A 26,469-nucleotide genomic window follows, 5' to 3' on the forward strand; every position below is an offset into this window, starting at 1 on the left:
GATTTTAGATTTATTTACAATGTCTTCCTGAGCGAAGTCGAAGGATGAAATTGGAATTTGGAATTTTAAGAATTGGAATTTTTAAACATTTACATTTAATTAAAATGTCATGGGTAAAATAGGCGGATTTAAAGAATATAACAGAGCCGACGAAAGTAATTTAGCAGTAGCAGAACGTGTTTCAAACTACAACGAATTTACTATTCCGTTAGCAAAAGATAAAGTAAAAGAACAAGGTTCAAGATGTATGGATTGTGGTATTCCTTTTTGCCACAGTGGTTGTCCGTTAGGAAATTTAATTCCCGACTTCAACGACATGGTACATCAGGAAGAATGGCAGAGCGCATTAGAGATTTTACAATCAACTAATAACTTTCCGGAATTCACAGGACGCTTATGCCCTGCTCCATGCGAAAAAGCATGTGTATTAGGAATCATTAAAGATCCTGTATCAATCGAAAACATCGAGAAAAACATTGTTGAAATTGGTTTTGCAGAAGGCTGGATTAAACCTCAGGCTCCAAAAACAAGAACTGGTAAAACAGTTGCTGTTATTGGTTCAGGACCTGCGGGACTTGCAGCAGCGCAGCAATTAAACAGAGCTGGTCACACAGTTACAGTTTTTGAAAGAGACAACGCAATTGGAGGTTTATTACGTTACGGAATTCCAAATTTCAAATTAGAAAAAGGAATTATCGACAGACGTGTAGCAATCCTTGAAGCTGAAGGAATCACTTTTAAAACTGATGTAAACGTTGGTGTAAACTTTAGCGTAGCAGAATTAAACACTTTCGATTCTATCGTTTTATGCGGAGGAGCAACAGAAAGAAGAAGTTTGCCAACTAAAGGAATCGAAAGCAAAGGTGTTGTTCAGGCAATGGATTTCCTTACACAACAAACAAAAGTTTTATACGGAGAATCAATTCCGGACCAAATTAAAGCAACTGGTAAAGATGTAATCGTTATTGGTGGTGGAGATACAGGTTCTGACTGTATTGGAACTTCAAACAGACACGGAGCAAAATCGGTAACTAACTTTGAGATTTTACCAAAACCTCCAGTTGGAAGAAGCGAATCAACTCCTTGGCCTTTCTGGCCGTTGCAGTTAAAAACTTCATCTTCTCACGAAGAAGGTTGTGACAGAAACTGGTTAATCAATACTAAAGAATTCATTTCTAATGATAAAGGTGAATTAACTGGATTAAAAACTGTTGAAGTACAATGGAAAATGACTCCGGGTCAACGTCCAGAATTAATCGAAAAAGAAGGTTCTGAGAAAATCTGGCCTTGCGATTTAGCTTTATTAGCTCTTGGATTTACTGGTCCTGAGAAAACATTAAGCGAGCAGTTAGGAATCGAAACTGATTTTAGAAGCAATTACAAAGCGCATAATTATCAAACAAACGTTCCTCACATTTTCACTGCGGGTGATATGAGAAGAGGACAATCATTAATCGTGTGGGCTATTTCAGAAGGTCGCGAAGCAGCAAGAGAGGTAGATTTGTTCTTAATGGGCTCTACCAACCTGCCTACTAAAGGAAGAGGAGATTTACCTAGTTTATAATTTTTTATAGACTCTAAGATGCTAAGGTTCTAAGATACTGAGTTTTTCTCTTAGAATTTTATTTACTTTTATTCCAATAAACAACATAACTACTAACAAACCCTTGAATTTATATTCAGGGGTTTTGTTTTTTAGCCACAGATTGCACAGATTAAAAGGATTTTTTGTTTGCCCATGAATTACACGAATTCTCACAAATTTTTAATTGTAGATTTTTCGCAAAATACTCGAAACATAGCCCGTGGTTTCAACCACGGGAACGCAATATCTGATTACGTCCAATCTTTAACGTTTCCCGTGGTTGAAACCACGGGCTATGTTTGAAATTGAAATCGGCAAGAAATTAAAAATTAGTGTAATTCGTGGCAAAAAACCTTTGTATCTTTGTATCTCTGCCCCTTTGAACCTCCTACAACGTTACAAAATTTGAAAACAAGCAACTTTTTGTTTAAAAACAAACAATTTGTTACAATTTGTTATTTTTCTACAAATAATTTGCAGTTAGTTAAAAGTGTAATAACTTTGCTCAAAATGATTTAAAAAATGCAAGCAAAAGATTTACTGCAGTTAGCAGACCAATTTGGAAGTCCATTATATGTTTATGATGCCGAAAAAATCCAATCTCAGTACAATAGGTTAACTAAAGCTTTCTCTAAGGTAGAAAACTTAAGAGTTAATTACGCCATGAAGGCATTGTCAAACGTTGCGATTCTTCAGTTATTAAAGAACATGGGGTCTGGCTTAGATACTGTATCAATTCAGGAAGTTCAGTTAGGACTTCATGCTGGCTATGAACCCGAAAGAATTTTCTTTACACCAAACGGAGTTTCTCTTGAAGAAATCGAAGAAGTTGCCGCAATGGGTGTACAAATCAATATCGACAATTTATCTATTTTAGAGCAATTCGGAACAAAACATCCTCATATTCCGGTATGTATTCGTATTAATCCACACGTAATGGCGGGCGGAAATGCTAATATTTCTGTTGGACATATCGATAGTAAATTCGGGATTTCTGTTCACCAAATTCCGCATATATTGCGAATTGTTGAAAATACAAAAATGAGCATTGTTGGAATTCACATGCACACAGGATCCGATATTTTAGATATTGAAGTATTCTTGTATGCAGCCGAAATTTTATTCGATACTGCAAAACACTTCAAAGATTTACAATTCTTAGATTTTGGAAGCGGATTCAAAGTGCCTTACAAAAAAGACGATATCGAAACCGACATCGAAGAATTAGGTAAAAAATTATCAAAAAGATTTAATTCTTTCTGTGCAGAATATGGCAGAGATTTAACCTTGATTTTCGAACCAGGAAAATTCCTGGTGAGCGAAGCAGGTTTCTTCTTAGCAAAAGTAAACGTAGTAAAACAAACAACTTCAACAGTTTTCGCCGGAATCGATAGTGGTTTCAACCACTTAATCCGTCCAATGTTTTATGGATCGCAGCATTATATCGAAAACATCTCAAATCCAAAAGGAAAAGAACGTTTTTACTCTGTTGTAGGATACATTTGCGAAACTGATACTTTTGCCAATAACCGCAGAATCTCTGAAATTACCGAAGGTGATATTCTTGCTTTCAGAAACGCCGGAGCATATTGTTTCTCAATGTCATCCAACTACAATTCAAGATACAAACCAGCCGAAGTTCTTTGGATGAACGGACAAGGAATCTTGATTCGTGCACACGAAACTTTCGAAGATTTACTTAAAAATCAAATTCCGTTACCGCAAGAAGTTGCTGCAACAGTTTAAAATAAAAAAAAAGAGAATATCACCGAAGTCCCGTTTCTTATTTGAGGCGGGATTTTTTTTATTACATATTTTTATTAATTATTCCATACTGTTTTTTAATATTCTCAAAAATGAGGTTTCAGAAAGGTAATCACATAAGAATCTAAAAATCTTCTATTTATAGAAAACATAATTTTAATTTTACAAGAAAAATATTATTTTTGAAACGACAATTTTGTAAAATAAAACTTAAATAAATTCTATGAAACAAATCTACTTATTCTATTTATTTCTTATTGCAAATGCAGTTTTGGCACAAAATACCTGGAAACCTAAATACACTTTTCAGGATAATTTTTCAACAAGCGAAGTGTTTTTCGTAACTTCAGAAAAAGGCTTTGTAGGCGGTTTTAGCAATGATGCAAAAGCTTCTCTTTATTACACTGCTAACGGAGGGACTACATGGACTGAAATCTTTAAAAAGAACAATGTAAAATTTCAATTAACAAGTCTTTTTTTTATTAACGAAAACCTCGGATGGGCAATTCAGGGTTCTGATCTCTACAAAACCGTAAACAATGGCGGTGTATGGTCAAAAATAACCATAAACTTCACCCAAAATGGTTCTTTAAAAAAGCTTTTCTTCAAAGACCAAAACAATGGTATATTAACAACTTCAAAAGGTATATTGGTTACTACAGATGGAGGAGCAACATGGTCATTAGAGCAATTTTTTGACAATAGCAATAATCTGTTAGTATTTGGCAATTATAGCATTGACCGTGCTACAGGTAAAGGATACGCTATTGTAAATGATAAATTCATTTATGAAACAGCAAATTACGGAATAAACTGGACTCAGGTATTTACAATGCCAGCGACGGCGATTACTCCAAAAGCATATAAGTTCACTAAAATTGATTACAGAGGTGTAGCTGTCGGAGACTATTTATATAATATTTTTGGTACAGATGAATATGACGGAACTACTTTTGTAAAAACAGATGACGTTTGGCAGAAAGTACCCAATAACTTCCTTCGCTTTAATCCGGCAGCATCCTTTTCAAATGATTTATTCTTTGGTTATACCGAAGGTAAAATATATAATGCTGTAACAAAAGAAGTTTCTTATACCCTCCCAAGCGATTTTATTGCAGATTTTAGTTTTATCGATAATATTGGCTACGCTATTGGTGTACAGTCAATTTATAAATACGATGCAAGTGTTTTATCAACAGAAAAATTCGACTACAATAAAAACTTAATTATCAGAAATACAGATAACAAAACAATAGTTTTTAATACTACTATTTCAGAACCGGTTTCTTATTCTATTTATGACATTTCGGGAAAACTAATCTCGAAAGAAAACAATATCCTTTTGGATAATAAAACTGTAAATTTTAAAAATACTGGAGTTTATCTTGTAAAAATAACTCACAGCCAAAATGTTATAAGTAGAAAGGTTCTTATAAACTAAGAAATCCAAATATGAAATTAAATCCCGCTCCTTAATTAAGGCGGGATTTTTTTATTGCAGGTTTTAGATTTGTAAACGCCTGTCAGGCTGAGCGAAGTCGAAGCCTACACAAAGTAACCGCCAAGTTTGTCATTTCGACGAAGGAGAAATCTCCGCAAGTAACTCTACAAAGCAGATAAAACATAAAGAAAGAAAATTCTTAAAATTATTTTTATCTTTAGCAAAAAAAAATGCATTTACAAGACGGTTATCATACTTATTACCTCTACATAATAACAAACAAATCAAAAACCGTTTTCTACACTGGAATTACAAATAATTTGAGAATTCGTTTAAGTCAACATACAGATAATAGTACAAAGGGAAACAAAACCTTTGCATCAAAATACAATGTTACATTCTTATTATATTACGAAAAATTCACTTGGATTCAAGAAGCAATTGCTCGTGAAAAAGAAGTAAAAGACTGGCGCAGGGAAAAGAAAATTGATTTGATAAAAACTATTAATCCAAATCTCGATTTTTTGAATTATTTATTTACATGATTTTATAAGTAAATCTCTGCATAGGATTTCCATGCTTTGTAGAGTTACTTGCGAAGATTTCTCCTTCGTCGAAATGACATAATACTTTGTGGTTAACCTTTAACAAATTTCTACGCAATCTTGTCAATAATTAATGCTTAAAATAGAAATTCAATAGTTTTTATTATCACCCAAAAACATAATTATGTTTGTTGATTATAAAAAGTAAAAGTATGTTCTTTGTATAATCTTGAAATGAATCAATTATGAAGAAAAAACTTTTTATTCTTATCTCTATTTTGGCAATAAGCTGTAACAATGATGAAACTAATACTCAAACTGACAAAACTTCTATAAATTTAATCACAGGAATTAATCTTAGAGAAACCTCTGACGATTCAGAGTTACAGTTACAATTCGGGAACCCGAATGTTTTAACAAATAACAAGTTTTTAATTTATCCTAATCCCGCAAGTGAATCAGTTTACATTTTAGCACAAGAAAATGTTACAGATGTATGGTTGGTATCAGCAAATCCGGAAAAAATTTATCAAGATGTAAACTTCAACAACATTTTGAATACAAATTTATATAGCGAACAATCAATTATCTCGCATTCAAATTTTTCTCTTAACAAACAATCTTCAAAGAATTTTAGCGTGAATATCAGTACTCTTGCAAAAGGATATTACAAAGTATTCATTAAAATTGGAGGAATAATTTATTGGGATAACTTATATAAATATGAAAATGGAGGTGATAATGAAGAACAATTTAATACAATAAAAAATTTTTGGAAATAAATTACTCTTGCTAACCAGAGGAAAAAAACAAGAGTATAATTTTAACTTTTAAATAATCATTTTGAATTATAAAAACTTATGGGAATATTTGACTTCTTAAAAACGAAAAAAGTAAACGACGAAACATTCAATTCATCACAATTCCAAAATGAAATTTTAGCTTTTGCTTTATGGAAATTTAATGAAACCAATGATTATTATAAAGTTGAAAAAGAATTATGGGGAATACAAGATTTTGATTTAAGTGAAAAACAGATTAAAATTATTATTGAAAAACTAAAAGTTTTCAATGAAAAAAAGAATTAAATCATCAAAATGTAAATTCAAATATCAGAAAAAACATATTTTCATTTCATTCAAATAAAGAAAAAATTAAATACCTTTGAATTATGAGCACAGCGACAAAACCAAAACACATTGGCAGAAACATTAGCCGAATCAGAGAACTTAAAGGTATGAAGCAGGAAGCACTTGCACAGGCAATTGGTTCAAACCAACAGGCAATATCCATTATTGAAAACAGTGAAACTGTAGATGAAGAAAGACTTGCAAATATTGCAAAAGCACTTGGCGTTACAGTAGAAGCGATTGAAAGTTTTTCGGAAGAAAATGTATTTAACTATTTTAATACTTTTAATGAATCAGTTTCAAATAGCAATTTTGGTCATAATAATATTTGTAATTTCAATCCTCTTGATAAAGTTGTTGAACTTTACGAACGTTTAGTTCAGGCTGAAAAAGACAAAAACGAATATTTAGAAAAATTACTAAAAGGAAAATAATTCCTCAACAATAAAATTCTACAAAAGCACAACTATCTTATGATTTTGTGCTTTTTTTGTAAACGAAAAACAAACTATCAAAAACAAACAAAATGAAACCACAAATACGAATCCTACTTTATTCAATTCTCTTCTTTTTATATCTTACAGCAACTTCCCCTTTGTTATTGCTGGGCGAAAAATTGAAAACAGATCCTTATTTAACTTTAGGTTGCGGGTTTGCCGTTCTTAATCTTATATATGCGTTTTTAGCTTTAAAATGGAAACCTTTATTAAATATACTTTTCGCTGTTGGGATTGCTGCTTTGGCTTTATTTCTGGCCTTGAAGTTTACAAATTTACATTTGCTTTTAAATTACGATCCGTATCAGGTTAAAACGGCAATATTTGCTAATGCTGTGTTTTCAATTATTTTTTGGGAAATTGTTTATCAAGTGAAAATTAGAAGAGGATAAAAAAATATGAAAAACCTACTTTTCTTAGTACTCTTTTTATTCTTTTTCCAAACATCTTACTGCGATGTTGTTCCCGAAAATACACATTATTATGGAAAATGCGTCAAAATAATAAACATAGATGAGTTTCCGGATTATTCTTTTATTGGCTATATAAAGCAAGTATCAGGAGACCACTCTACTGAATCGTATATTATAAATTCTAAAGATTGTATTCACAAAGGATATAAATTCAACATGTTTTATATCGTGGCTGCCAAGAAAAGTTATCTTTTAAATAAAAATTTAGATAATCTTAATTGGTTAGAGGATAAAAATGTTCTGAAAGCTAATATTTCTATCGGCAGCGAGGGCGGATACACTGATAATGACGACCCTATGTCTTTTCTCGAAGAACAGTATAAAATTGTAAAACTTACCAAGACAAGAATTATATTATATAAATGCAAAGAATTATTTGAATATAGTAATGGAGAACCGTTTTCGGTAAAAGAATATGCTTATGAAGAACAAAGCAAAAGTGATGTTTATCCTTTTAAAAATGATGACAGAGTAATTGAAATTTATGCAAACACTAAAATATTTCATTTTTTACTTGCATTGCTGGTTACCATTTTCATCGAAACTCTTATTTTATTTCTTCTATTTAAAACCAAATACAAGAAACTAAGCATAACAAATAAGCTGTTATTAATTACAGGATTCATAACTTCATTTTCAACTTTGCCTTATGTTTGGTTTGTTTTTCCGGCCTTTATAACATCAAGATTTCCTTATATCGTATTTAGCGAATGTTTTGCAATCATAATTGAATCAGTTATAATTTATAAATTACTAAAAGTAGATTATAAAAAAGCGATTTTAGTTTCTATAATTTGTAATGTAATTTCATTTTCAATTGGACTGCTTATTAATTGGAATAGTGTTTATGATATTATTCTGAACTTTATAAACTCCTAAATTAATATCAAATTAAAACTATAAAAACTTAACCTAAACCAAAAACCTATGAAAATTACGATTCCCCTATCGACATTATTCTTATTATTTACGGCAAACCTATTCAGCCAAACTCTCGCAGATTTAAAACTAAAAGCCAAAGAAATTCCAAAAGGCTACGCACCTAACGACGGTCAGATTTGTGTTACTCCGCAGGCTTGTAATTTTTATACAGATATCGAAACCTACAGCAACATTGTTGGAACTGTAAAAAGCAAACAAATACAAAGTTTTAAAAACAGAGCAGACAGCGGATCTATCATGTATTTTGAATTTGATCACGTTTTTAAAGGCGACCGATTTCTGCAGGGATTATTATGGGGAAAAGACGGTCAGCCAACAGATGAACATCCGGAAGAATATCTGGCAAAAGGAAAATTTCTAATCATTTGGAGTTTTCATCCCGACAGTCCAATCAAAGAAAAATCTGAAGCCAAAATAGAGGCGATTTTGAATAAGATATAAAACCTAACCTGAGTTATTCTAAATGGGCAATTTTAATTGCTTTAGAGCCCGAAAATAAAAATTTATGATGCCTTAAATTTCGATTATTTTTTATCGGGAATACTTTTACAAAAAATCATTAGATTTACTTTTAAGTATTTAAAAATCAAAATCATGAAACGACATCCATCAATCGACATTGTTCGCGGAATTGTAATGATTATTATGGCTCTTGATCATGTGCGTGATTTGATGCATATCAATTCGATCACGCAAAGTCCCACCGATTTAGCGACTACTTCAACTTTATTATTTTTTACCCGTTTTATTACACATTTATGCGCACCCACTTTTGTTTTCCTGGCAGGAACTTCGGTTTATCTTTCACTTCAAAACACAAATAATTTTACCGAAACCAGACAGCTTTTATTAAAAAGAGGTATTTGGCTCATTCTGCTTGAATTTACAATCGTCAATTTTGGATTGTTCTTCGATATTGGTTTTCACACACTTTTATTTGAAGTAATAGCTGCAATAGGTTTTGGGTTTATAGCTTTAAGTTTATTACTCAAAATCCGCTCTAAAACACTTGGAATAATAGGATTGCTGATTCTCGTTTTTCACAATGTTTTACCGCTTATTCCATTTGCAGAAAATTCAGTTATAAAAACTGTTTTAGCACCTTTTTTTAGTCCGGTTGTGTTTCCGTTTTCAGGAAGAGCTTTCATCATGGGATATCCGCCGATTCCTTGGCTTGGAATTATGCTTGTTGGTTTTGCAACAGGAAAATTCTTTGAATTGGCAGAAGAGAAAAGGAAAAAACTATTCACAAAAATTGGTTTAAGTACTTTAGTCCTATTTACAATAATTCGCTTTATAAATATTTATGGCGACCCCGCTTTATGGACAATACAAAAAAATGCTGTTTTTACATTTTTGTCTTTTATTAATGTGACCAAATATCCGCCTTCACTCCTATTCTGTTTGGTTACTTTGGGCATTACTTTTTTACTTCTTGCTTTTGCAGATCAATTTCACAGCAAAGTTAAAAAGGTAACTTTAGTTTACGGAAAAGTACCTTTATTTTATTTTGTCATTCATTTTTATGTTATTCATATTTTAACCTTAGGCATGCTTATTATACAAGGGTTTGATTGGTCACAATTTGAATTTGCTTCTGGAACTTTCGGAAGACCTAAAGGCGTAGAAAGCGGCTTACCACTTTGGGCTATTTATTTGATTTGGATTTTTGTTGTTGGATTGCTTTACAAACCTAGTCAATGGTTTGGAAAATATAAGGCCGAAAATATTTTTTGGTGGCTGAAATATATTTAAATAATTAATGAAAAAATAACATCTTAAAGGACTTAAGAACTCAAAAAAACAACGGTAAATACGAATGGGTTCAGCAGGAATAAATCAATTCTTATTATAGATTCTAAAATATTGAAATATGAAAAACACTGTAGAAATTGCCAATCGTTTTAGAGAAACTATTTTAAACGGAACCTGGATTGCCAATACCAATTACAAACACCAGCTCGAAAATTTAGACTGGAAAATTGCTGTAACTCCTGTAAAAAACCTCAATACCATTTCAATTTTGGCGCAGCACATTCATTATTACATCAACGGAATTAATAATGTTTTTAAAGGCGGGCCGCTGGATATAAAAGACAAATTTAGTTTTGACTTCCCTCCCATTACTTCGCAGGAAGATTGGCAGACCTTTTTAAATAAATTCTGGAATGCTGCCGAAGAATTTGCTTCTTTTACAGAACAAATGCCCGACGAAAAATTAGATCAGGTTTTTGTAGATGAAAAATACGGAACCTACAAAAGAAATATCGAAGCCATGATTGAACATAGTTATTACCATTTAGGACAGATTGTTTTGATCAGGAAATTATTGACAGAATAAAATTAAAAAACATAAAAATGAAAACAAAACTATTAGTCTTAATAACCATTCTTTGTTTGGTAAGCTGTAAAGAATCAAATAAAATTGAAAGAGAAAATGAACCTGCAATTTATGGCGTCGAAAGTGAAGATAAAGAAATGAATGCTGCAATTGAAAAAGCCAATCAAACCTTGAATGATTTTAATATTGGATTATCAAATCCTAAAGCACAAAGTCAGGCTTTAAAAGTTGCGTTTACAGATTCAAACGGAACCGAACATATGTGGGTTGGTAATGTTGAATTTAATAATGGTAAGTATTCAGGAATTTTAAACAACGACCCGGAGTTCGTTACAGAATACAAAGCCGGTGACAAAATAGATATTGATTCTTCGAAAATTAGTGATTGGATGTATCTCGAAAACGGAAAACTATTTGGTGGTTATACCATAAAAGTTTTACGAAATAGAATGACCGATGAAGAACGCAAACAATTTGATGCTGAAAGTGGTATGCAAATCGATTAAATTTAAGTAAGTATTGATTATCGATTAAAATACTTTACTTCATTTCTTATGAAAAACTATTGTTTTGGCTTAGCCCCGATAGAGCCGATATCCTCGCAATGAAATGGAGAGATAAAGGCGAAAGCGGGAGAAAAGGTTATGATGAAAAACGAAATTCCCTGCTCCTAAAAAATTTAAAAAAGGCATAGTTGTTGAAAGTTAAAAAAGATATATTTACACCTTCAAAATGAATATCATGCAAAAAATTACTTTTTTATTTTCTATATTATTTTTAGCCTTTTCTTCATGCGGCGTTAAAACAACCCAAGCTTTAATAAGCGATGGTAATTACGACGGCGCAATTGATCGCGCTGTAGAAGCCTTGAGAACCAATAAAGATTCTAAAGGAAAACAAGATTATGTGTATTTGCTTGAAGAAGCGTATGCAAAGGCAAAAGACAGAGATTTGCGTGATCTTGATATGATGTCAAAAGAAGCCAATCCGGCAAATGCAGAACGTATTTACAATACTTATTTACAGTTAAATAACCGTCAGGAAAAAATTCGTCCTTTATTACCTCTTCGTTTATTGAAACAAGGAAAAAATGCCAGTTTTCCGTTTGATAATTATTCAGATCAAATTGTGAGCAGCAGAAATGCGCTTTCAAAATATTTATACGAAAATGCTTCGGCACTTTTAAAATCAAAAAATAAACTGGATTTTAGAAAAGCATATGATGATTTTTTCTATTTGGAAAGCATAAATCCGAATTACAAAAACACCAAAAAACTGATGGACGACGCTCAGTTTAAAGGAACTGATTTTGTGGATGTTTATGCAAAAAACGAAACCAATATGGTGATTCCGAAACTGCTTCAGGATGATTTACTGGATTTTAAAACATACGGACTTAACGACAAATGGACGGTTTACCACAATGCGAGACAAAAAAATGTAAATTATGATTACAGTTTAATCATCAGTTTTAAGGAGATTTTTATTTCGCCAGAGCAGATTAAAGAGAAGGAATTCATTAAAGAAAGACAAATTAAGGACGGTGTAAAAACACTTCTTGACAGCCGCGGAAGACCTGTAAAAGACAGTTTAGGAAAAGAAATAAAAGTAGATAATTACAGAACGCTTCGGGCTAATATTTACGAATTCAGGCAATTTAAATCTTGTCAGGTAACGGCAAAAGTAGATTATGTTGATTTAAAAACGAATCAGTTACTGCAGACTTTCCCCGTAAGCAGTGAGTTTATTTTTGAGAATATTTATTCGACTTACAAAGGCGACCGAAATGCCTGCGACGACAACTACGTTTCCTATTTTAATAAACGTGCCGTTCCGTTCCCGAATAACGAACAAATGGTTTATGATACGGGCGAAGATCTAAAAGCAAGACTAAAAGATATTATTGTTCGAAATAAATTTAGAGGATAATTTACTACTACACAAAAGGCGCATTTTATGCGTCTTTTTTCTTTTATAAATCTTTCACATTAAAAAAATTGCAAAAAAATAATTGCGCAACCAAAAAGTTGCCTATATTTGCAACTGATTAGTTGCGTAAATTATATTTAAAATGAAACGAGATATATTTCAGGCCATTGCCGATCCTACACGAAGAGCAATTTTAGTTTTGGTTTCTGCCAATGCATTAACACCAAATGCTATTGCAGATCAATTTAATACGACAAGACAAGCGGTTTCGAAACACATTAAAATTTTAAATGAATGTGAATTACTCGACGAAAAAAAAGTGGGCAGAGAAATTTATTATCAGCTCAAAATTGAAAAAATGAAAGAAGTTGATCAATGGCTGGAACAATTCAAAAAGATTTGGGAAAGCCGATTTAGTCAATTAGATCAAGTATTAATTAATCTAAAATCTAAAAAAAATGAAATCTAATCTAGTAATGAATTTTGAAGTTGATAAAGAAAATAAAACCGTAAATATAAAACGTGAATTCGATGCATCGCTTTCAGATGTTTGGTCTGCCTGGACAGAAGCTGAAATTTTAGACCAATGGTGGGCACCGGCGCCGTATAAATCTAAAACAACAATTATGGATTTTAAAGAAGGTGGAAAAAGATTATACGCCATGGTTGGTCCGGAAGGTTATGAACGCTGGAGTATTTTTGAATATAGTTCGATTTCTCCAAAAACAAACTTTAAACATGCTACCACTTTTTGCGATGCCGAAGGAAATCCAAATTCAGCTTTTGGAAGTTCATATTGGGATTTAACATTTTCTGAGCAAGGCGATTTGACAGTTGTTGATATTGCAATTAACCGAGACAGCTTTGAAGAATTAGAAAAAATAATCGAAATGGGTTTCAAAGAAGGTATTACAGCTACTATGCAAAGTCTGGATAAAATCTTTGAAGCACGAAAATAAAATAGTTTCAATAAGTAAGAATGAATTTAAAATCTAGAGAATTATGAAATCAAATCTTTTAATGAATTTTACTGTAGACAAAGAAAATAGTACTGTAAATGTAAAACGTGAGTTTGACGCATCATTAGCAAACGTTTGGTCTGCATGGACAGAACCTGAAATTTTAGATCAATGGTGGGCACCGGCTCCGTGGAAATCTAAAACTAAAAGTATGGATTTTAAAGAAGGCGGACGCAGAATATATGCTATGGTTGGCCCGCAAGGCGAAGAACATTGGGCAATTGCCGATTTTACTTCGATTTCTCCGAAAACTAATTTTAAATATCTGGACGCTTTTAGCGACAGCGAAGGAAACTTAAATACTGATTTTCCGAGATCAAACTGGAATGTAAATTTTTCTGAAGAAGGAAATTCAACTATTGTTGATATTGCCATCAAACATGAAAATTTATCTGATTTGGAGAAAATCATCGAAATGGGTTTCAAAGAAGGATTTACCATTGCAATGGAAGGGTTAGACAAAATTTTTGCAGAGAAAGCAAAATAAATCTGTTCAAATGGTATGAAAGACGAAAGCTGCAAAAAATAAAAATTGTAACTTTCGTCTTTTAAATCATTTTTACTTCCATAATGAACAAGTTTTTTATCCTCACTTTTTTACTTCTTTCTTCAACTCTAATTTTCGGCCAAAACAGTAAATCTAAAACTACAGAAACGACTAAACCTTTTGTTTTAGGTGTTATAGATGAAATTCAATCTAAAGAATTAGGCGAAAATAGAATTCTAAACATTTATCTTCCTGAAGGTTATAATCCTAAAGATCAGGAAAAATATCCCGTGATTTATTTATTAGACGGTTCTGCCAATGAAGATTTTATTCATATTTCGGGTTTAGTGCAGTTTAATAGTTTTGAATGGATCAATCAGGTTCCAAAATCGATTGTCGTGGGTATTGCAACTGTCGACAGAAGAAGGGATTTTACTTTCCCAACAACTGTTGAAAAGGATAAAAGCCGATTTCCAACAACCGGACATTCAGATAAATTTATTGCTTTTATCGAAAAAGAATTACAGCCTTTTATTGATAAAAAATACAAAACAAACAATTCTAAAACAATTATCGGTCAATCTTTAGGCGGATTGCTGGAAACCGAAATCTTATTTAAAAAACCATCTCTTTTTAATAAATATGTAATAGTAAGCCCGAGTTTATGGTGGGATAATGGTTCTATTTTAAATCTGGATTCTGAAATTTTTCAGGAAAACTTCAATCAGCAAATAGAGATTTATATTGCTGTAGGTAAAGAAGGACTTGCGCCAACCCAAATGCCGAGAGTTATGGAAGTTGATGCTAATTTATTGGCCGAAAAAATAAAGGCATCAAAAAACAAAAACATCAAAAGTTATTTTGACTATTTCCCTGCAGAGAATCACGGTACGATTTTACATCCGGCAGTTTCGAATTCTTTTAAATTCTTTTACCCGCAAAGCAAAGAATAAAATGAACAATACAGAAGAAAATAAATTAGATAATCCCGTTTGGAATTCGTTGTCTGAAAGCCATGCTAAATTTGCTTTTGACTATAACGGAACCAAATTTTATAATCCGGATTATTGTCCGTTTGGAGGATTTTTAGACCTTGAGAGCACTTTAGAATCAGCAGAAAAATATGCTTCGTTATGTGAAAATTTCTTTATTGTTGGCGAAAAACCTAAAATAGCTGACACTTTAAAATTAAAATTGGTAAAAGAACTAGTTTGTCTTCAAATGATTATCCATCAAAAAATTCAAATAACTTTTGATAATGAAATTATTAAACTGACTGAAGAGCATTCAGCAGAATTATTTGATTTAGTAAATTTAGTTCAGCCTGGATATTTTAAAACCAAAACATCTTTATTAGGTAATTATTACGGAATTTTCAATGATGGAAAATTAGCTGCAATTGCTGGTGAACGCATGAAAATGAACAATTTTACAGAAGTCAGCGCCATTATTACGCATCCGGATCACACCGGAAAAGGTTACGCTAAACAGCTGACTTCGCATGTTGTAAACAATATTTTTGATGAAGGTAAAATTCCGTTTTTGCATGTTGTTGAAAGTAATATTGGAGCTGTAAAACTCTATGAAAAATTAGGTTTTGTTACCCGAAGAAAAATGAGTTTTTGGAATATTTCTAAAAAAATCTAAAATTTACTTTCATTTAAGAACAGATTAAAGTCTAAAAAATAATAAGAAATTTCACTTAAAAAGAAATAGCAGATTATTAAAAAGTTCTATATTTATCCAAAATTAAACATTACCAAAAACCACAATTTTGAAACAAATGAAACTACTTAAATTTTTATTTCTTGCATTGTTTATAATTTCTTGCTCTAATGATGATGAACCTGTAAATAATCCAGATAATGAATCTTTACTTAAAGAAATAAACCCAGATTTATTTTACTCTGACTTTGTACCTGTTAATCCGGGAGTAATGAAGTTTACTTTAGAATATGATTCAAACCAAAAACTTACGAAAAAAAATGGTGGCTTTTTTGCTGTTGCAGGTTCAACTGGTTACAACAGAGTGTACACAAAAGATGTTTATACTTCTTTCGTTTATTCAAACAATACGGTAACTATCGAAGATTTTTCGAGTTCTCCAGATTTTCAAGTAGGGAAAAACACCAAACTAATTACTTTAAGTTCTGCAAATCAAATTATTGCGAAAGAAATTCCAAATACATCCAGTCCTTATTTGGCTAAAAAACAGATTTTTACATATAGCGAAAATAAGCTTGTAAAAATAACTACAACTTATCCTAATGTCCCTTATGATGCTTCAGATCCAAATGATTATGTTAGATCTTATGAGGAGAATTTTTATTATGATGCAACTGGTAATTTGACAAAAACCGAATATCTTGAATTGCATAATGGAGTAAGTAAGGGAGAAAAAATCATCAGAACTTTTGAAGATTATGACAACTCAACAAATCCTTTCAGAAAATTACAATTATTAGAAGAATGTTTCTATCGTTCTCTTTCAAAAAATAATTACAGAAAATATACAGAAACCAAATACTATGATGCTGCTTTGAGCTATGAAAGCAGCAGAATCTGGGTTTTTACTTATGAATCAAACGGGCAAATAAAGATCAAATAATACGATTGAAAAATTATTAATTTAGTTTAAAATTTTAATCATGACACCAAATAAACAAACCGTAAACGAATACATGGCTGCTTTTATGGTAAGCGATCATGAAAGAATTCTTGCTTGCCTTACTGATGATGTAATTTGGGAAATGCCCGGAATTTATCAGCATGTGGGAAAAGAAGCATTTGATAAAGAAATTGAAAATGACAATTTTGTAGGCAGTCCAACGATTCAGATTATAAAATTAATTGAAGAAAATGATATCGTAATTGCCGAAGGCGCTGTTCAGGGAAACATGAAAAACGGAAATAAACTGGATGCCGTTTTTTGCGATGTTTTTGAAATGGAAAATGGAAAAATTAAAAAGCTTACCTCCTATTTAATGTCAAAAAATGCCAATTTAAAGTTTGAATAATCTGCTATTCAAATCTTAAAAAATATTTTTTATATCTTTGCAACACTAATAAACCGCACAAACTCTATGTGAATAAAAATTTCTTTCGGACAATTTTAAGGTAAGCTACAAAACGGCTTGCTCATTTGTTTATTCCTTAAAGAAAGAAATTATGGTTATTTTACAGAATATCTTATACCTACATTCAAACAAAGATTTGTTGTTTGATACAATTACTTTTACAGTTAACCGTCATGAAAAGATTGCTTTAATTGGCAATAACGGCGTTGGAAAATCAACATTATTAAAAATTATTGCCGGCGAATTACAGCCTGCCGACGGTTTATTAAAAACAGATTCAAAACCGTATTATCTGCCGCAGATATTTGGGCAATTTAATCATCTTACAATTGCACAAGCCTTGCAGGTTGAAGATAAGTTGAATGCGCTTCAGGAAATTCTTAACGGAAATGTTTCTGAAGAAAATCTCAACATTTTAAACGACGACTGGACAATTGAAGATCGCTGTAATGAAGCATTGCAATATTGGCAATTACAAGATTTAAGTTTAGATCAGAAACTAGAAACGTTAAGCGGAGGACAAAAAACAAAAGTTTTCCTTGCCGGAATTTCAATTCATGAACCAGAATTGGTTTTGCTTGATGAACCGAGTAATCATTTGGACATTTCGGGAAGAGAATTATTATATGGATTTATAAAAAACACTTCTTCAACTTTGATTATCGTAAGTCACGATCGAAAATTACTGAATTTGCTAAATTCTGTTTACGAATTATCAAAACACGGAATTACGGTTTACGGCGGTAATTATGATTTTTACGCTGAACAAAAGCAAATTGAAAATAATGCTTTGAGTCAGGATATTCAGAGTAAAGAAAAAGCTTTACGCAAAGCAAAAGAAAAAGAACGCGAAACGTTGGAACGTCAAAACAAACTGGATTCCCGCGGCGAAAAAAAGCAAAAGAAAGCCGGAGTTTCGAGAATCATGATGAATACTTTACGAAACAATGCCGAAAACAGCACAGCAAAAACGAAAGGTGTTCATGCAGAAAAAATTGGAGGAATCTCAAAAGATTTACAGGAATTGCGTTCGGCTTTACCAGATATTGATCAAATGAAATTTGGCTTTGATAAAACCAATCTTCATAAAGGGAAAATTCTTTTTACTGCGACCGAAATTAATCATGGTTACGAAAATCAATTGTTATGGAAAAATCCACTCAATTTTCAAATTTTAAGCGGACAGCGTATGGCGCTGAAAGGTTTAAACGGCTCCGGAAAAACGACTTTGATTAAAATAATCATGGGCGAATTACAACCCAAAATAGGAACTGTCTACAAAGCTGATTCTAAAATAATTTACATTGATCAGGATTATTCACTTATTGAAAATGAAATTTCGGTTTATGAACAAGCTCAGAAGTTTAATGTTTCGGGTTTACAGGAACATGATATAAAAATGAAACTGAATAAATTTCTGTTTTCGCAAAATGACTGGAACAAACCTTGTTTCGCTTTAAGCGGAGGAGAAAAAATGCGCTTGATGCTTTGTTGTTTAACAATCAATAATCAAGCACCGGATATTATTATTCTGGATGAACCAACAAATAATCTTGACATTCAGAATATCGAAATCCTGACGGCTGCCATCAATGAATACAAAGGGACTTTAATTGTGGTTTCGCATGATGTTCATTTTTTGGAAGAAATAAATATTGAGGATTTTATTGAGTTAAATTGATTGAGTTAAAAGTACAGTTTGTCATTCCGAGGAACGAGGAATGACAAGACTGCGCAGAACTTTGTCAAAGTTTGAAACTTTGACAAAGTTTTCACCTCAAAGCCTTACAATCTAAAATCAATTATCCCAGCCATCCCTCACGATCCAAACTTCGATATTGAATCGCTTCGGCGATATGCTGCGAAATTACAACCGGAGCATTATCTAAATCAGCAATCGTTCTGGCAACTTTTAAAATTCTGTCATACGCTCTTGCAGAAAGGTTTAAACGTTCCATGGCATTTTTTAAAAGTTCTTTTGATTTTTCGTCTAAAGCGCAAAACTCACGAATTAATTTACTACTCATTTGAGCATTGTAATGGATATTTTCTATGTCTGTAAAACGTATCGTCTGGATTTCGCGTGCGGCGGTTACACGTTTACGAATTTCTACACTGCTTTCGGCTTTTCGGTCGTCTGCCAGTTTATCAAATGGAACCGGAGTAACTTCAATATGAATATCGATTCGGTCTAAAAGCGGACCAGAAATTTTACTCATGTAACGCTGCATTTCGTGTGGCGAAGAAGTATTAGGCATACTTGGATCGTTGAAAAATCCACTCGGACTTGGATTCATACTTGCCACAAGCATAAACGATGACGGATAAGTTACCGTAAATTTAGCTCTCGAAATAGTAACTTCACGATCTTCAAGCGGCTGACGCATAACTTCTAAAACATCTCGTTTAAATTCCGGCAATTCATCTAAAAACAAAACGCCGTTGTGCGCCATCGAAATTTCTCCCGGCTGCGGATAACTTCCGCCACCAACTAAAGCAACATTTCTTGTTTTATTAAAATAGGTGGTCTATATTTGTATATCTAAACAACTGACTCAATGGGAAAAGTAGCTATTTATGCAAGGGTATCGACTATAGAGAAACAAGATTATAAACGCCAAATAAGTGACTGCAAAACTGCAATTGGAAATCTATATACCGAAGATAACATAGAAATCTTTGCCGAACAAATATCAGGTTATAAAGAAAACGAAGCACGACCACAATTAAGCAAATTACTTTCAATCATTGAAAATGATGCTACCTATTTTTCAAAAATCTATTGTACTGAAATTTCACGCCTTGGTCGTGACCCTAGAGCAACACGAAGCCTTATAGATAATCTAACAGATAAGAAAATCCCAATTTTCATTACTTCAATAAACAAGCAAACGCTTGACGAAAATGGCGAGCGTGATTCAACTATGAATATCATTTTGCAGGTATTAATGGAGTTTGCAGATTCTGAAAGCAAGACAATGAAGAAACGAAGCAAATCGGGATTGCTACAAAGCGTTATCAATGGAAATGCTGGCGGTTCTAAAAACCTGCCTTACGGATATACCAAAGACGAAAACAAAAAGCTAATAATTGATGATGAAGAAGCAGAAATCATAAAAGAAATTTTCAACCTTTACAAGCAAGGAAACGGATTTAAGGCAATTGCAAATATTTTAAACTTCAAAGAAGTTCCAACAAGGACACAAAAGGCTTTTGGTAACCAGTTAATGAAATATAAAACGGAAAAAACAGCAGATAAAGTAACTTGGACAGACGTTGCAATCGACAAGATAATTAAAAATTCAATCTATTACGGGCAACGAAGATTTAAAGGAAACCTTTACCCAGCCCCTGCAATAATTGAAGAACAGCTTTTTAGAGAATGCAACGAAATTACAGCAACAAAAACACATCGAAACTATCTCACGACTTATACTTATTTACTGAAAGATTTATTAATTTGCGGGTGTTGTGGTCGCAATTACTTTGCAAAATTTAAGCCAGTTGAAGGTGGCGATAAAGTTTATATATGTTCTTCAAGACTTATCAAAGGTGGCAATTGTGGTAATATTGGTGTTAATATTTCTCTGCTGGAATCTGCAATATATGAAGAGTTTATAAGCAGCGGCAGGTTAGCTAATTATATACAAATGAATAAGGTTGATATTTTTGAGGAATTAAAAACAAAAATAAGCACTCTTGAAATTGATTTAAAAATTGCTCAATCTGATGTAGCAAAAAAAGAAAACGAGAAGAAACGTTTACTTGACCTGTATCTTGCTGATAAAATCGATTCTAATGCATTTGAAAAAAAACAGTCTGAAATTAATCAAAGTGAATTTGAACTTACTACCAAGATTGATTTATTAAAAGAGGAAATATTTCAAAATAAGAAGATATTGGACAAACAAAGCGACAAGCAAACAACAACACAAATGCTTATCGATGCGAAAGACAATAGAACTGAGCTTAAAACTCTCTTTAATCAATTTATATCGAGGATTATTATAAACAAGTTAGATGCTAAAACAGTTCTCGCAAGCGTCTTTATAACTTATGGTGGCAAAGAAATTGGACACCCAATTAAATTATTTTTAAACATTAGAGGATTAATTTCAAGACCAATGAAATATGAATATATATCAGCTATTGGAATAGACTACAGACCAATATATAGAAGAAATATTTTGCTTAATAATCCAGCTAAATTACTATTAGAAGTTGAAGAGAAAAAAATTGTTTATGACCCATTAGGCGAAATCGATGATTTTTTAATTATAAATATTCCATCTGAAAATTTAATAATCATTGAAAACACATATCCAATAAGTAAAAAAAGTTAAGATAATTACCTTCTTTAGTCCGAATATACACTTTCAATAATCTTCATAGCTTCTCTACTAACTATCTTTTCATTCTTATATTCTCTTTCATAGAAGTAAAAAAATATTTTATTGTACTGTGGAATTTCTAGGAAAATGAAATCACCTGACGTATGGAAATAATGAAAAGAAGTATTCTTAGTGGTGCCAACAATCAAATGTGAAATTCTTTTCGACTTATCTTTTGTCGCAATCCTTTTTAGCGCTTTTCTTGTTTGCGTAGTTACTGTTCGCACTGAAAAATCTCTCATATATGCAATAGATAAATCAGCAAGCATTGGAATATAGTGTGAATCTTTGTGCTTTTTAAATTCACTGCGTAAGTCCCATACTTGTATTTTAAAATCTATAATCTCCAACCATCTTATTATTGTCAACCAATCATCAGGGCTGTAGTACGATTTTTTCAAATCAACAACTGATAAAATTTTTTGCACCTTTCTTTCAATAGAATTAAACAATTCAGAATTGCATTTAGCACATAATGGAATAGTTGCTTTAATGTATGATTGGTCTAGTTTGTTTACATCTGAGACAAAAAACTTTTTTGGATTGCTTTCAAATACCCATTTTGGAATAACGTGTTCCTTGGTAAGATTTTTTTCAGTTCCGCAAAATGAGCAAGACGGTATTTTCTTTTTTGTTATTAGACCAGTCAAGTAATCATCAAACAATTTATTCATTACATATTTGCCTTGTCCCCTAGCAGTTTTTCTAATTTCAAGCAATTTGGATTCAATGTTCATAAGTCTAAAATTACATATAACCGAAGATAAGTTTTTTAATAACGATGTAAAATCTCAAAGGATAATAACTATAAAAATCAGGTATTTATACTCATTATTAACAAGAATTACTTGCATAATTTAGCATTAACCAAAAACCTAAAAAATTAATATTATGAAAAAGAGATTTCTTATTTTAATCGTGTTTATTTTTTGTCAAAATCTGTTTTCGCAAGAACTTACATTAACTTGTAAAGTTGTTGATGAAACAGGTAGAGCTATTCCAGGTGCAAGTGTTATCAATCTGAAAGATAAAAAAAAACCCGTTAGCACTGATTTTGAAGGTATGTTTACAATTCCATATACAACAGATAGCGAAATAATTAAAATTAACTATCTAGGTTATGACTCAAAAACGTATCAAGTTAAGGATTTACTAAAAACAAAAGTAATTGATTTGGAAGTTTCAGATGCACAAATGCAAGAAGTTGTTGTATCTGCTTCTACTGTATCTTTTACCAATTACTGGCTAGGAGCAAAAATTGGTTACAATTTTGTTTCTGATTCTGATGAAGATAATTTTATTGGTTCTGCAATTGTTTCTTTAAATATGTTGGAAAGTGAATCTACACGTAATACTTTTTCAGTTATTGGTAATATTGGTGATTTTAAATTTACTAAAGATACTGCTGAAGTAGCTAAAATTGAAAAGCTAGCCCAATCAATTAATGGTATTTCAATAGGTCTTGGATATGAATATAATAATAGAGGCTTTTTTGGGAGGGATATAGGTATCGAGAAATTTAATTCGAAATTATTTCTAACTTCAGTAGCAAGATTTACTACATATAAGAATATAGGTGTTGAAAATGAATCCGTAAATTTTGTTCAAAATGTTAATACATTAGGTACGGAATTTGCTCTAGCAGGTTTCAAAGAAGGTGGTCAATTAACATTAACCTTATGCTCCTCATTGATGTTATTTGACCCTAACAAATATGAATTAATTTTTGATAAAAGAAGAGATTATTTGGTTACTTATGAAGCAACCTTAATAATACCCATACAAAAGAAAATCGGTTTCTTTGTTAATGGTACATTCTCAGATAAATCTTCTGCTTTGTTTTCTTTTGGTATCGCACTTAAGTAAATTAAAAAGCTACAATAAAATTATTGTAGCTTTTTTCTAATTACTTTAATTATTCATTTAATATATAAGTTAGAGAAACAAATTGTTTTTTTGGTTACTTGGCGGGAAAGATGTACGATATTAAAATGCTATTAGCCAATCTGTGCATTTACTTGTTCCGATGGTATTTTATGACCCGCAAATTGCAAAAGTTTAACAATTGCATCCTCACAATCAAAATCATCATTAATTGAAAACATTAAATTTAGTATGGCGATAAATTCTTTATCATTTGAATCAATTATTACCTCTTCTAAATTACTGTCATCTGAGGTGGTATTTTTAATTTTAATTGAAAAATTCTTCAAGTCAGTATCAAATTTAAAGTATAGATTTTTTTCTACGTGCCAACGAGATTTGCCAAAGTTTTTTCCATCTGTTATGAAAAATTCACTATTAATCATATCTGTTTTACCATCAACACATCTAATAAATAAGTCTGCGATATCAACCGCCTCTTTTACTTCATCTTCCTTAGGCTGCTGATATAAATGTTCGAGCTTGTTTCTTAGTGACCTTGTTTTAAAAATAATTAAACTAGGTGCTAAATTTATACTATGTATAATTTTAAGTTTAATAGGTATATTATCATCTTCAAAATCAAACAATTTAACATAATCTGCAAATTCTTTGTTGAAATTATCTGACTTTATACCTAACGCCTCAAATACACTATCAATCTGACAATCAATTGCCCTTTTGGAATTTGTCAAGCTATTAATGTGCCCCATCAGATTACCACCTTTTAGGTCAATTTTTGCCCACCTCAAAAAATCCTTTGGGCATAAATCAAATACTGATTTATCTAATTCTGTACCCATATCAGCACATACAATTAAATCAGTTAAATCAAGTCTTGATGATTTTAAAATGCTTAAAAATTTATCTTTCATACTAAAATTTAAAAAGCTAATCTACAATTTTATTTTTTTTCAATGATGCAAAATGTTTTTTGGTTGCTTGGTGAGTGTGGTGTATGTCAGCGTTCCAAAAAGCCCAAAAACACCGAAACCACCAACTCCTTGAAGTAAAATAAGCCCCGCTAAGGACTTATCTTTTTATTTTGATTTCAGTATGCTAGTTAAGCGAACGGGTCAACCAGTTTGTTATAATAGAACTTACCACCTAACTCTTGGAACGCTTTAGATACTCTTTGAACTGTGCTTGGGTTCTTCTTGGTGATGCTGGCAATCTCTCGAACACTATAAGATTTACCTTTCTGTTTGGCTCTACGTTGAAGGTATTTGATAATATCGGGATGCTTACCGCACAACTCAGCTGGTGTAAACTTGCTACCTGCTTCCCTGCCTTTATAAACACCTTTCTCCTTAGCCAATCTCACACCTTCTGCTTGTCGCTCCCTGAGTGTATTAAGTTCCTGCTCTGCGATATTAGCTAAGATTGTAACAACCATCTTAAACGCTCCCGATTCTTTACCATCAATCAATGAATGCATTCCAATATTATGAACATAGACATTAACACCTTTGCTGGTCATATACTCTAGTGTTTCGAGTATGTCCAGCAGATTACGCCCAAGCCTCGATACCTCGTGCACCGTCACCTGAGTAACCAAACTTGCCTCAATATCTTGCATTAACTGCTGGGCTTTTGGTCTGTCTGTAAACTTAGTTTTACCACTTATAACGTCAATATACAACTTGTCGGTATCATTGGCTTGTCGCTCTATATTTTGGCTCTTATCTGAGATTCTAATGTATTTGGCAATCATAACTTTTTCATTTGTTGACTGGATTGAAACAAAGTTATAAATAACTTCTATATCGTGTTAGGGTTTACCCTAAAAAACAAACAATTATTTCCTTTGTAAATCCTTATTGTCAGCGGTTTTACTGGCATTTAAATTGTATGCTTTGTATTTATCCTGCATAGCATACATAAAAAGCATAAAAAAATGCACCGTATTGTGGCACATCATTCTATAAATCTTTTTTTTAAAGCGGTTTACAAATCAAAACTCTACTTCAACTGTAGAAATTATAGTTTACAAAGCCAAAAAAGTAAATATTTGGGTGAAGAAAAAAAAAGATTACCGACTTACCTTACAAATAGAATACAATTTTACTATATTAGCAAATCATAAATCAGTTAACAGATGAGACCTCTAAGTATCGTTGAACTTGAAAGCAAGATAACTTCATATAGTGATGATATAATATTCAGTGACCACCAGTATAATGAAGAAAAAATTACACAATTCTTTAACTTCTTACATAACCAACCGATATCACGAAGAATTTTAGAAAGAATATACGAGGATTTTCCTAATATACATACTGATTTGCCAAAAAGTGGTTCAAATGTACGTTTGCAACCCAACATCAAAAAGCAAATTAAATCACTTCTTAAAACAAGAGAAGACCAAGGAGCATTTGGTTTTTTTACCATTCAAAATCTTTATGAGATTGAGCGTAAATTTCCGCACCAATACATTGATATCACTGATATTTGGTATGATAGAACTGGCACAAAACACAGTGAAATCTGCGACTATTTCCTTGAAAAATTCTTTAAACCGTTCATTGAACTATTAGACTGGTATATTTATGAAGGTCAAGTTAGAAATGAAAGAGACTACTTTTCTAAAAAAGAAATTACCGAACTTAATGAAAAATTAGATAAAATAATGACAAAACAAGACGGTATTGGTGAACTTCTTTTTGAAGAAATAGAAAATATAAAAGAACTCATTCTATTTTTAAATAAAAAGAACTTACTGGAGGTTATTAAAGGTAAAGTTACCGATACCGCACTAGGATTACTTATAAATGATGAGAATGTAACTTCTTTTATCAATCATATTACAAAAAGCACGTCTTTACTTGGATGAGTAAGTTTCTACTTTTTATTGCACCAATTAGGCATTAATCATTCAATAATCTCCGCTCCGTTTCACCCGTTGGTTGCAGCGAGTTGAAATTG

At 31.9% G+C, this 26,469-nt stretch carries 28 protein-coding genes and 1 pseudogene; 25 read left to right on the forward strand and 4 right to left on the reverse strand.

Annotation, left to right across the window (positions count from 1 at the left end; all coding sequences use genetic code 11):
* The first annotated feature begins 109 nt into the window (after nt 1-109).
* From FLAPXU55_RS02775 to abc-f, 22 genes are all read left to right on the forward strand, one after another.
* Nucleotides 110-1,564, forward strand: coding sequence for a glutamate synthase subunit beta (locus FLAPXU55_RS02775; protein ID WP_180856464.1), 1,455 nt, complete (start codon nt 110-112; stop codon nt 1,562-1,564).
* Nucleotides 1,565-2,107: 543 nt separating this feature from the next.
* The gene (lysA, locus tag FLAPXU55_RS02780; RefSeq protein ID WP_053471072.1) at nt 2,108-3,331 is read left to right on the forward strand and encodes a diaminopimelate decarboxylase; all 1,224 of its coding nucleotides are present in this window, start codon (nt 2,108-2,110) and stop codon (nt 3,329-3,331) included.
* A gap of 241 nt (nt 3,332-3,572) precedes the next feature.
* On the forward strand, nt 3,573-4,790 hold the full coding sequence (locus FLAPXU55_RS02785; RefSeq protein WP_180856465.1) for a T9SS type A sorting domain-containing protein: 1,218 nt from the start codon (nt 3,573-3,575) through the stop codon (nt 4,788-4,790).
* Nucleotides 4,791-5,020: 230 nt separating this feature from the next.
* Nucleotides 5,021-5,335 (forward strand): GIY-YIG nuclease family protein, encoded by a 315-nt coding sequence (locus tag FLAPXU55_RS02790; protein ID WP_180856466.1) that lies wholly within the window; start codon nt 5,021-5,023, stop codon nt 5,333-5,335.
* A gap of 245 nt (nt 5,336-5,580) precedes the next feature.
* Complete coding sequence (locus FLAPXU55_RS02795; RefSeq protein ID WP_180856467.1) at nt 5,581-6,117, forward strand: hypothetical protein; 537 nt, start codon at nt 5,581-5,583, stop codon at nt 6,115-6,117.
* Between the two features lie 78 nt (nt 6,118-6,195).
* Nucleotides 6,196-6,423 carry a hypothetical protein gene (locus FLAPXU55_RS02800; RefSeq protein WP_053471076.1) on the forward strand — a complete coding sequence of 76 codons (228 nt, stop codon included), beginning with the start codon at nt 6,196-6,198 and terminating at the stop codon, nt 6,421-6,423.
* A gap of 83 nt (nt 6,424-6,506) precedes the next feature.
* Nucleotides 6,507-6,899 (forward strand): helix-turn-helix domain-containing protein, encoded by a 393-nt coding sequence (locus FLAPXU55_RS02805; protein WP_180856468.1) that lies wholly within the window; start codon nt 6,507-6,509, stop codon nt 6,897-6,899.
* Between the two features lie 92 nt (nt 6,900-6,991).
* On the forward strand, nt 6,992-7,354 hold the full coding sequence (locus tag FLAPXU55_RS02810; RefSeq protein WP_180856469.1) for a hypothetical protein: 363 nt from the start codon (nt 6,992-6,994) through the stop codon (nt 7,352-7,354).
* Between the two features lie 6 nt (nt 7,355-7,360).
* Nucleotides 7,361-8,314, forward strand: a complete 954-nt coding sequence (locus tag FLAPXU55_RS02815) for a hypothetical protein (RefSeq protein WP_180856470.1) — start codon at nt 7,361-7,363, stop codon at nt 8,312-8,314.
* Between the two features lie 48 nt (nt 8,315-8,362).
* The gene (locus tag FLAPXU55_RS02820; RefSeq protein ID WP_180856471.1) at nt 8,363-8,818 is read left to right on the forward strand and encodes a hypothetical protein; all 456 of its coding nucleotides are present in this window, start codon (nt 8,363-8,365) and stop codon (nt 8,816-8,818) included.
* 153 nt (nt 8,819-8,971) lie between these two features.
* Complete coding sequence (locus tag FLAPXU55_RS02825) at nt 8,972-10,132, forward strand: DUF1624 domain-containing protein (protein ID WP_180856472.1); 1,161 nt, start codon at nt 8,972-8,974, stop codon at nt 10,130-10,132.
* A gap of 118 nt (nt 10,133-10,250) precedes the next feature.
* Nucleotides 10,251-10,718: a DUF1572 family protein gene (locus tag FLAPXU55_RS02830; protein WP_180856473.1), complete on the forward strand. Its 468-nt coding sequence runs from the start codon at nt 10,251-10,253 to the stop codon at nt 10,716-10,718.
* Nucleotides 10,719-10,735: 17 nt separating this feature from the next.
* The gene (locus tag FLAPXU55_RS02835) at nt 10,736-11,224 is read left to right on the forward strand and encodes a YegJ family protein (protein ID WP_180856474.1); all 489 of its coding nucleotides are present in this window, start codon (nt 10,736-10,738) and stop codon (nt 11,222-11,224) included.
* A 235-nt stretch (nt 11,225-11,459) separates the two neighbouring features.
* Nucleotides 11,460-12,647, forward strand: coding sequence for a hypothetical protein (locus tag FLAPXU55_RS02840; protein ID WP_180856475.1), 1,188 nt, complete (start codon nt 11,460-11,462; stop codon nt 12,645-12,647).
* A 142-nt stretch (nt 12,648-12,789) separates the two neighbouring features.
* Nucleotides 12,790-13,116, forward strand: a complete 327-nt coding sequence (locus FLAPXU55_RS02845; RefSeq protein ID WP_053471085.1) for an ArsR/SmtB family transcription factor — start codon at nt 12,790-12,792, stop codon at nt 13,114-13,116.
* A complete protein-coding gene (locus FLAPXU55_RS02850; RefSeq protein WP_180856476.1) occupies nt 13,106-13,606 on the forward strand; it encodes an SRPBCC family protein in 501 nt (166 codons plus the stop codon). The genes FLAPXU55_RS02845 and FLAPXU55_RS02850 overlap by 11 nt, the downstream gene beginning before the upstream one ends.
* A 43-nt stretch (nt 13,607-13,649) precedes the next feature.
* Nucleotides 13,650-14,153 carry an SRPBCC family protein gene (locus tag FLAPXU55_RS02855; protein WP_053471087.1) on the forward strand — a complete coding sequence of 168 codons (504 nt, stop codon included), beginning with the start codon at nt 13,650-13,652 and terminating at the stop codon, nt 14,151-14,153.
* A gap of 83 nt (nt 14,154-14,236) precedes the next feature.
* A complete protein-coding gene (locus FLAPXU55_RS02860) occupies nt 14,237-15,106 on the forward strand; it encodes an alpha/beta hydrolase (RefSeq protein WP_180856477.1) in 870 nt (289 codons plus the stop codon).
* A gap of 1 nt (nt 15,107) precedes the next feature.
* Nucleotides 15,108-15,800, forward strand: a complete 693-nt coding sequence (locus FLAPXU55_RS02865; RefSeq protein ID WP_180856478.1) for a GNAT family N-acetyltransferase — start codon at nt 15,108-15,110, stop codon at nt 15,798-15,800.
* Nucleotides 15,801-15,936: 136 nt separating this feature from the next.
* On the forward strand, nt 15,937-16,761 hold the full coding sequence (locus FLAPXU55_RS02870) for a hypothetical protein (RefSeq protein ID WP_180856479.1): 825 nt from the start codon (nt 15,937-15,939) through the stop codon (nt 16,759-16,761).
* Nucleotides 16,762-16,801: 40 nt separating this feature from the next.
* Entirely contained in the window at nt 16,802-17,170 is a 369-nt protein-coding gene (locus FLAPXU55_RS02875) for a nuclear transport factor 2 family protein (RefSeq protein ID WP_053471091.1), read from the forward strand.
* Between the two features lie 151 nt (nt 17,171-17,321).
* The gene (gene abc-f / locus FLAPXU55_RS02880) at nt 17,322-18,911 is read left to right on the forward strand and encodes a ribosomal protection-like ABC-F family protein (protein ID WP_180856480.1); all 1,590 of its coding nucleotides are present in this window, start codon (nt 17,322-17,324) and stop codon (nt 18,909-18,911) included.
* Between the two features lie 121 nt (nt 18,912-19,032).
* Here abc-f and FLAPXU55_RS02885 read toward each other — a convergent pair.
* Nucleotides 19,033-19,734 (reverse strand): annotated as a pseudogene (locus tag FLAPXU55_RS02885) (YifB family Mg chelatase-like AAA ATPase); the annotation flags it as partial.
* A gap of 54 nt (nt 19,735-19,788) precedes the next feature.
* Here FLAPXU55_RS02885 and FLAPXU55_RS02890 point away from each other — a divergent pair.
* Nucleotides 19,789-21,573 carry a recombinase family protein gene (locus FLAPXU55_RS02890; RefSeq protein WP_180856481.1) on the forward strand — a complete coding sequence of 595 codons (1,785 nt, stop codon included), beginning with the start codon at nt 19,789-19,791 and terminating at the stop codon, nt 21,571-21,573.
* A gap of 14 nt (nt 21,574-21,587) precedes the next feature.
* On the opposite strand, the gene FLAPXU55_RS02895 is transcribed toward FLAPXU55_RS02890, so the two are convergent.
* A complete protein-coding gene (locus tag FLAPXU55_RS02895; RefSeq protein WP_180856482.1) occupies nt 21,588-22,358 on the reverse strand; it encodes a hypothetical protein in 771 nt (256 codons plus the stop codon).
* A 154-nt stretch (nt 22,359-22,512) separates the two neighbouring features.
* Here FLAPXU55_RS02895 and FLAPXU55_RS02900 point away from each other — a divergent pair, with 154 nt between their 5' ends.
* Nucleotides 22,513-23,487, forward strand: coding sequence for a carboxypeptidase-like regulatory domain-containing protein (locus FLAPXU55_RS02900; protein ID WP_180856483.1), 975 nt, complete (start codon nt 22,513-22,515; stop codon nt 23,485-23,487).
* 131 nt (nt 23,488-23,618) lie between these two features.
* On the opposite strand, the gene FLAPXU55_RS02905 is transcribed toward FLAPXU55_RS02900, so the two are convergent.
* Nucleotides 23,619-24,419: a hypothetical protein gene (locus FLAPXU55_RS02905; protein ID WP_180856484.1), complete on the reverse strand. Its 801-nt coding sequence runs from the start codon at nt 24,417-24,419 to the stop codon at nt 23,619-23,621.
* Nucleotides 24,420-24,607: 188 nt separating this feature from the next.
* The gene (locus FLAPXU55_RS02910; protein WP_180856485.1) at nt 24,608-25,258 is read right to left on the reverse strand and encodes a recombinase family protein; all 651 of its coding nucleotides are present in this window, start codon (nt 25,256-25,258) and stop codon (nt 24,608-24,610) included.
* A gap of 384 nt (nt 25,259-25,642) precedes the next feature.
* Between FLAPXU55_RS02910 and FLAPXU55_RS02915 the strand changes: the two genes are divergently transcribed.
* A complete protein-coding gene (locus FLAPXU55_RS02915; RefSeq protein WP_180856486.1) occupies nt 25,643-26,377 on the forward strand; it encodes a hypothetical protein in 735 nt (244 codons plus the stop codon).
* The last annotated feature ends 92 nt before the right edge of the window (nt 26,378-26,469 follow it).

Origin of the sequence: Flavobacterium panici (assembly GCF_903819335.1) — a bacterium.
Classification (GTDB): Bacteria; Bacteroidota; Bacteroidia; order Flavobacteriales; family Flavobacteriaceae; genus Flavobacterium; species Flavobacterium panici.

What these genes read in the sequence shown, in the direction of transcription:
- FLAPXU55_RS02775 (WP_180856464.1), top strand. Translation starts at nt 110, where the DNA reads ATGGGTAAAATAGGCGGATTTAAAGAATATAACAGAGCCGACGAAAGT.
- lysA (WP_053471072.1), top strand. Translation starts at nt 2,108, where the DNA reads ATGCAAGCAAAAGATTTACTGCAGTTAGCAGACCAATTTGGAAGTCCA.
- FLAPXU55_RS02785 (WP_180856465.1), top strand. Translation starts at nt 3,573, where the DNA reads ATGAAACAAATCTACTTATTCTATTTATTTCTTATTGCAAATGCAGTT.
- FLAPXU55_RS02790 (WP_180856466.1), top strand. Translation starts at nt 5,021, where the DNA reads ATGCATTTACAAGACGGTTATCATACTTATTACCTCTACATAATAACA.
- FLAPXU55_RS02795 (WP_180856467.1), top strand. Translation starts at nt 5,581, where the DNA reads ATGAAGAAAAAACTTTTTATTCTTATCTCTATTTTGGCAATAAGCTGT.
- FLAPXU55_RS02800 (WP_053471076.1), top strand. Translation starts at nt 6,196, where the DNA reads ATGGGAATATTTGACTTCTTAAAAACGAAAAAAGTAAACGACGAAACA.
- FLAPXU55_RS02805 (WP_180856468.1), top strand. Translation starts at nt 6,507, where the DNA reads ATGAGCACAGCGACAAAACCAAAACACATTGGCAGAAACATTAGCCGA.
- FLAPXU55_RS02810 (WP_180856469.1), top strand. Translation starts at nt 6,992, where the DNA reads ATGAAACCACAAATACGAATCCTACTTTATTCAATTCTCTTCTTTTTA.
- FLAPXU55_RS02815 (WP_180856470.1), top strand. Translation starts at nt 7,361, where the DNA reads ATGAAAAACCTACTTTTCTTAGTACTCTTTTTATTCTTTTTCCAAACA.
- FLAPXU55_RS02820 (WP_180856471.1), top strand. Translation starts at nt 8,363, where the DNA reads ATGAAAATTACGATTCCCCTATCGACATTATTCTTATTATTTACGGCA.
- FLAPXU55_RS02825 (WP_180856472.1), top strand. Translation starts at nt 8,972, where the DNA reads ATGAAACGACATCCATCAATCGACATTGTTCGCGGAATTGTAATGATT.
- FLAPXU55_RS02830 (WP_180856473.1), top strand. Translation starts at nt 10,251, where the DNA reads ATGAAAAACACTGTAGAAATTGCCAATCGTTTTAGAGAAACTATTTTA.
- FLAPXU55_RS02835 (WP_180856474.1), top strand. Translation starts at nt 10,736, where the DNA reads ATGAAAACAAAACTATTAGTCTTAATAACCATTCTTTGTTTGGTAAGC.
- FLAPXU55_RS02840 (WP_180856475.1), top strand. Translation starts at nt 11,460, where the DNA reads ATGCAAAAAATTACTTTTTTATTTTCTATATTATTTTTAGCCTTTTCT.
- FLAPXU55_RS02845 (WP_053471085.1), top strand. Translation starts at nt 12,790, where the DNA reads ATGAAACGAGATATATTTCAGGCCATTGCCGATCCTACACGAAGAGCA.
- FLAPXU55_RS02850 (WP_180856476.1), top strand. Translation starts at nt 13,106, where the DNA reads ATGAAATCTAATCTAGTAATGAATTTTGAAGTTGATAAAGAAAATAAA.
- FLAPXU55_RS02855 (WP_053471087.1), top strand. Translation starts at nt 13,650, where the DNA reads ATGAAATCAAATCTTTTAATGAATTTTACTGTAGACAAAGAAAATAGT.
- FLAPXU55_RS02860 (WP_180856477.1), top strand. Translation starts at nt 14,237, where the DNA reads ATGAACAAGTTTTTTATCCTCACTTTTTTACTTCTTTCTTCAACTCTA.
- FLAPXU55_RS02865 (WP_180856478.1), top strand. Translation starts at nt 15,108, where the DNA reads ATGAACAATACAGAAGAAAATAAATTAGATAATCCCGTTTGGAATTCG.
- FLAPXU55_RS02870 (WP_180856479.1), top strand. Translation starts at nt 15,937, where the DNA reads ATGAAACTACTTAAATTTTTATTTCTTGCATTGTTTATAATTTCTTGC.
- FLAPXU55_RS02875 (WP_053471091.1), top strand. Translation starts at nt 16,802, where the DNA reads ATGACACCAAATAAACAAACCGTAAACGAATACATGGCTGCTTTTATG.
- abc-f (WP_180856480.1), top strand. Translation starts at nt 17,322, where the DNA reads ATGGTTATTTTACAGAATATCTTATACCTACATTCAAACAAAGATTTG.
- FLAPXU55_RS02890 (WP_180856481.1), top strand. Translation starts at nt 19,789, where the DNA reads ATGGGAAAAGTAGCTATTTATGCAAGGGTATCGACTATAGAGAAACAA.
- FLAPXU55_RS02895 (WP_180856482.1), bottom strand. Translation starts at nt 22,358, where the DNA reads ATGAACATTGAATCCAAATTGCTTGAAATTAGAAAAACTGCTAGGGGA.
- FLAPXU55_RS02900 (WP_180856483.1), top strand. Translation starts at nt 22,513, where the DNA reads ATGAAAAAGAGATTTCTTATTTTAATCGTGTTTATTTTTTGTCAAAAT.
- FLAPXU55_RS02905 (WP_180856484.1), bottom strand. Translation starts at nt 24,419, where the DNA reads ATGAAAGATAAATTTTTAAGCATTTTAAAATCATCAAGACTTGATTTA.
- FLAPXU55_RS02910 (WP_180856485.1), bottom strand. Translation starts at nt 25,258, where the DNA reads ATGATTGCCAAATACATTAGAATCTCAGATAAGAGCCAAAATATAGAG.
- FLAPXU55_RS02915 (WP_180856486.1), top strand. Translation starts at nt 25,643, where the DNA reads ATGAGACCTCTAAGTATCGTTGAACTTGAAAGCAAGATAACTTCATAT.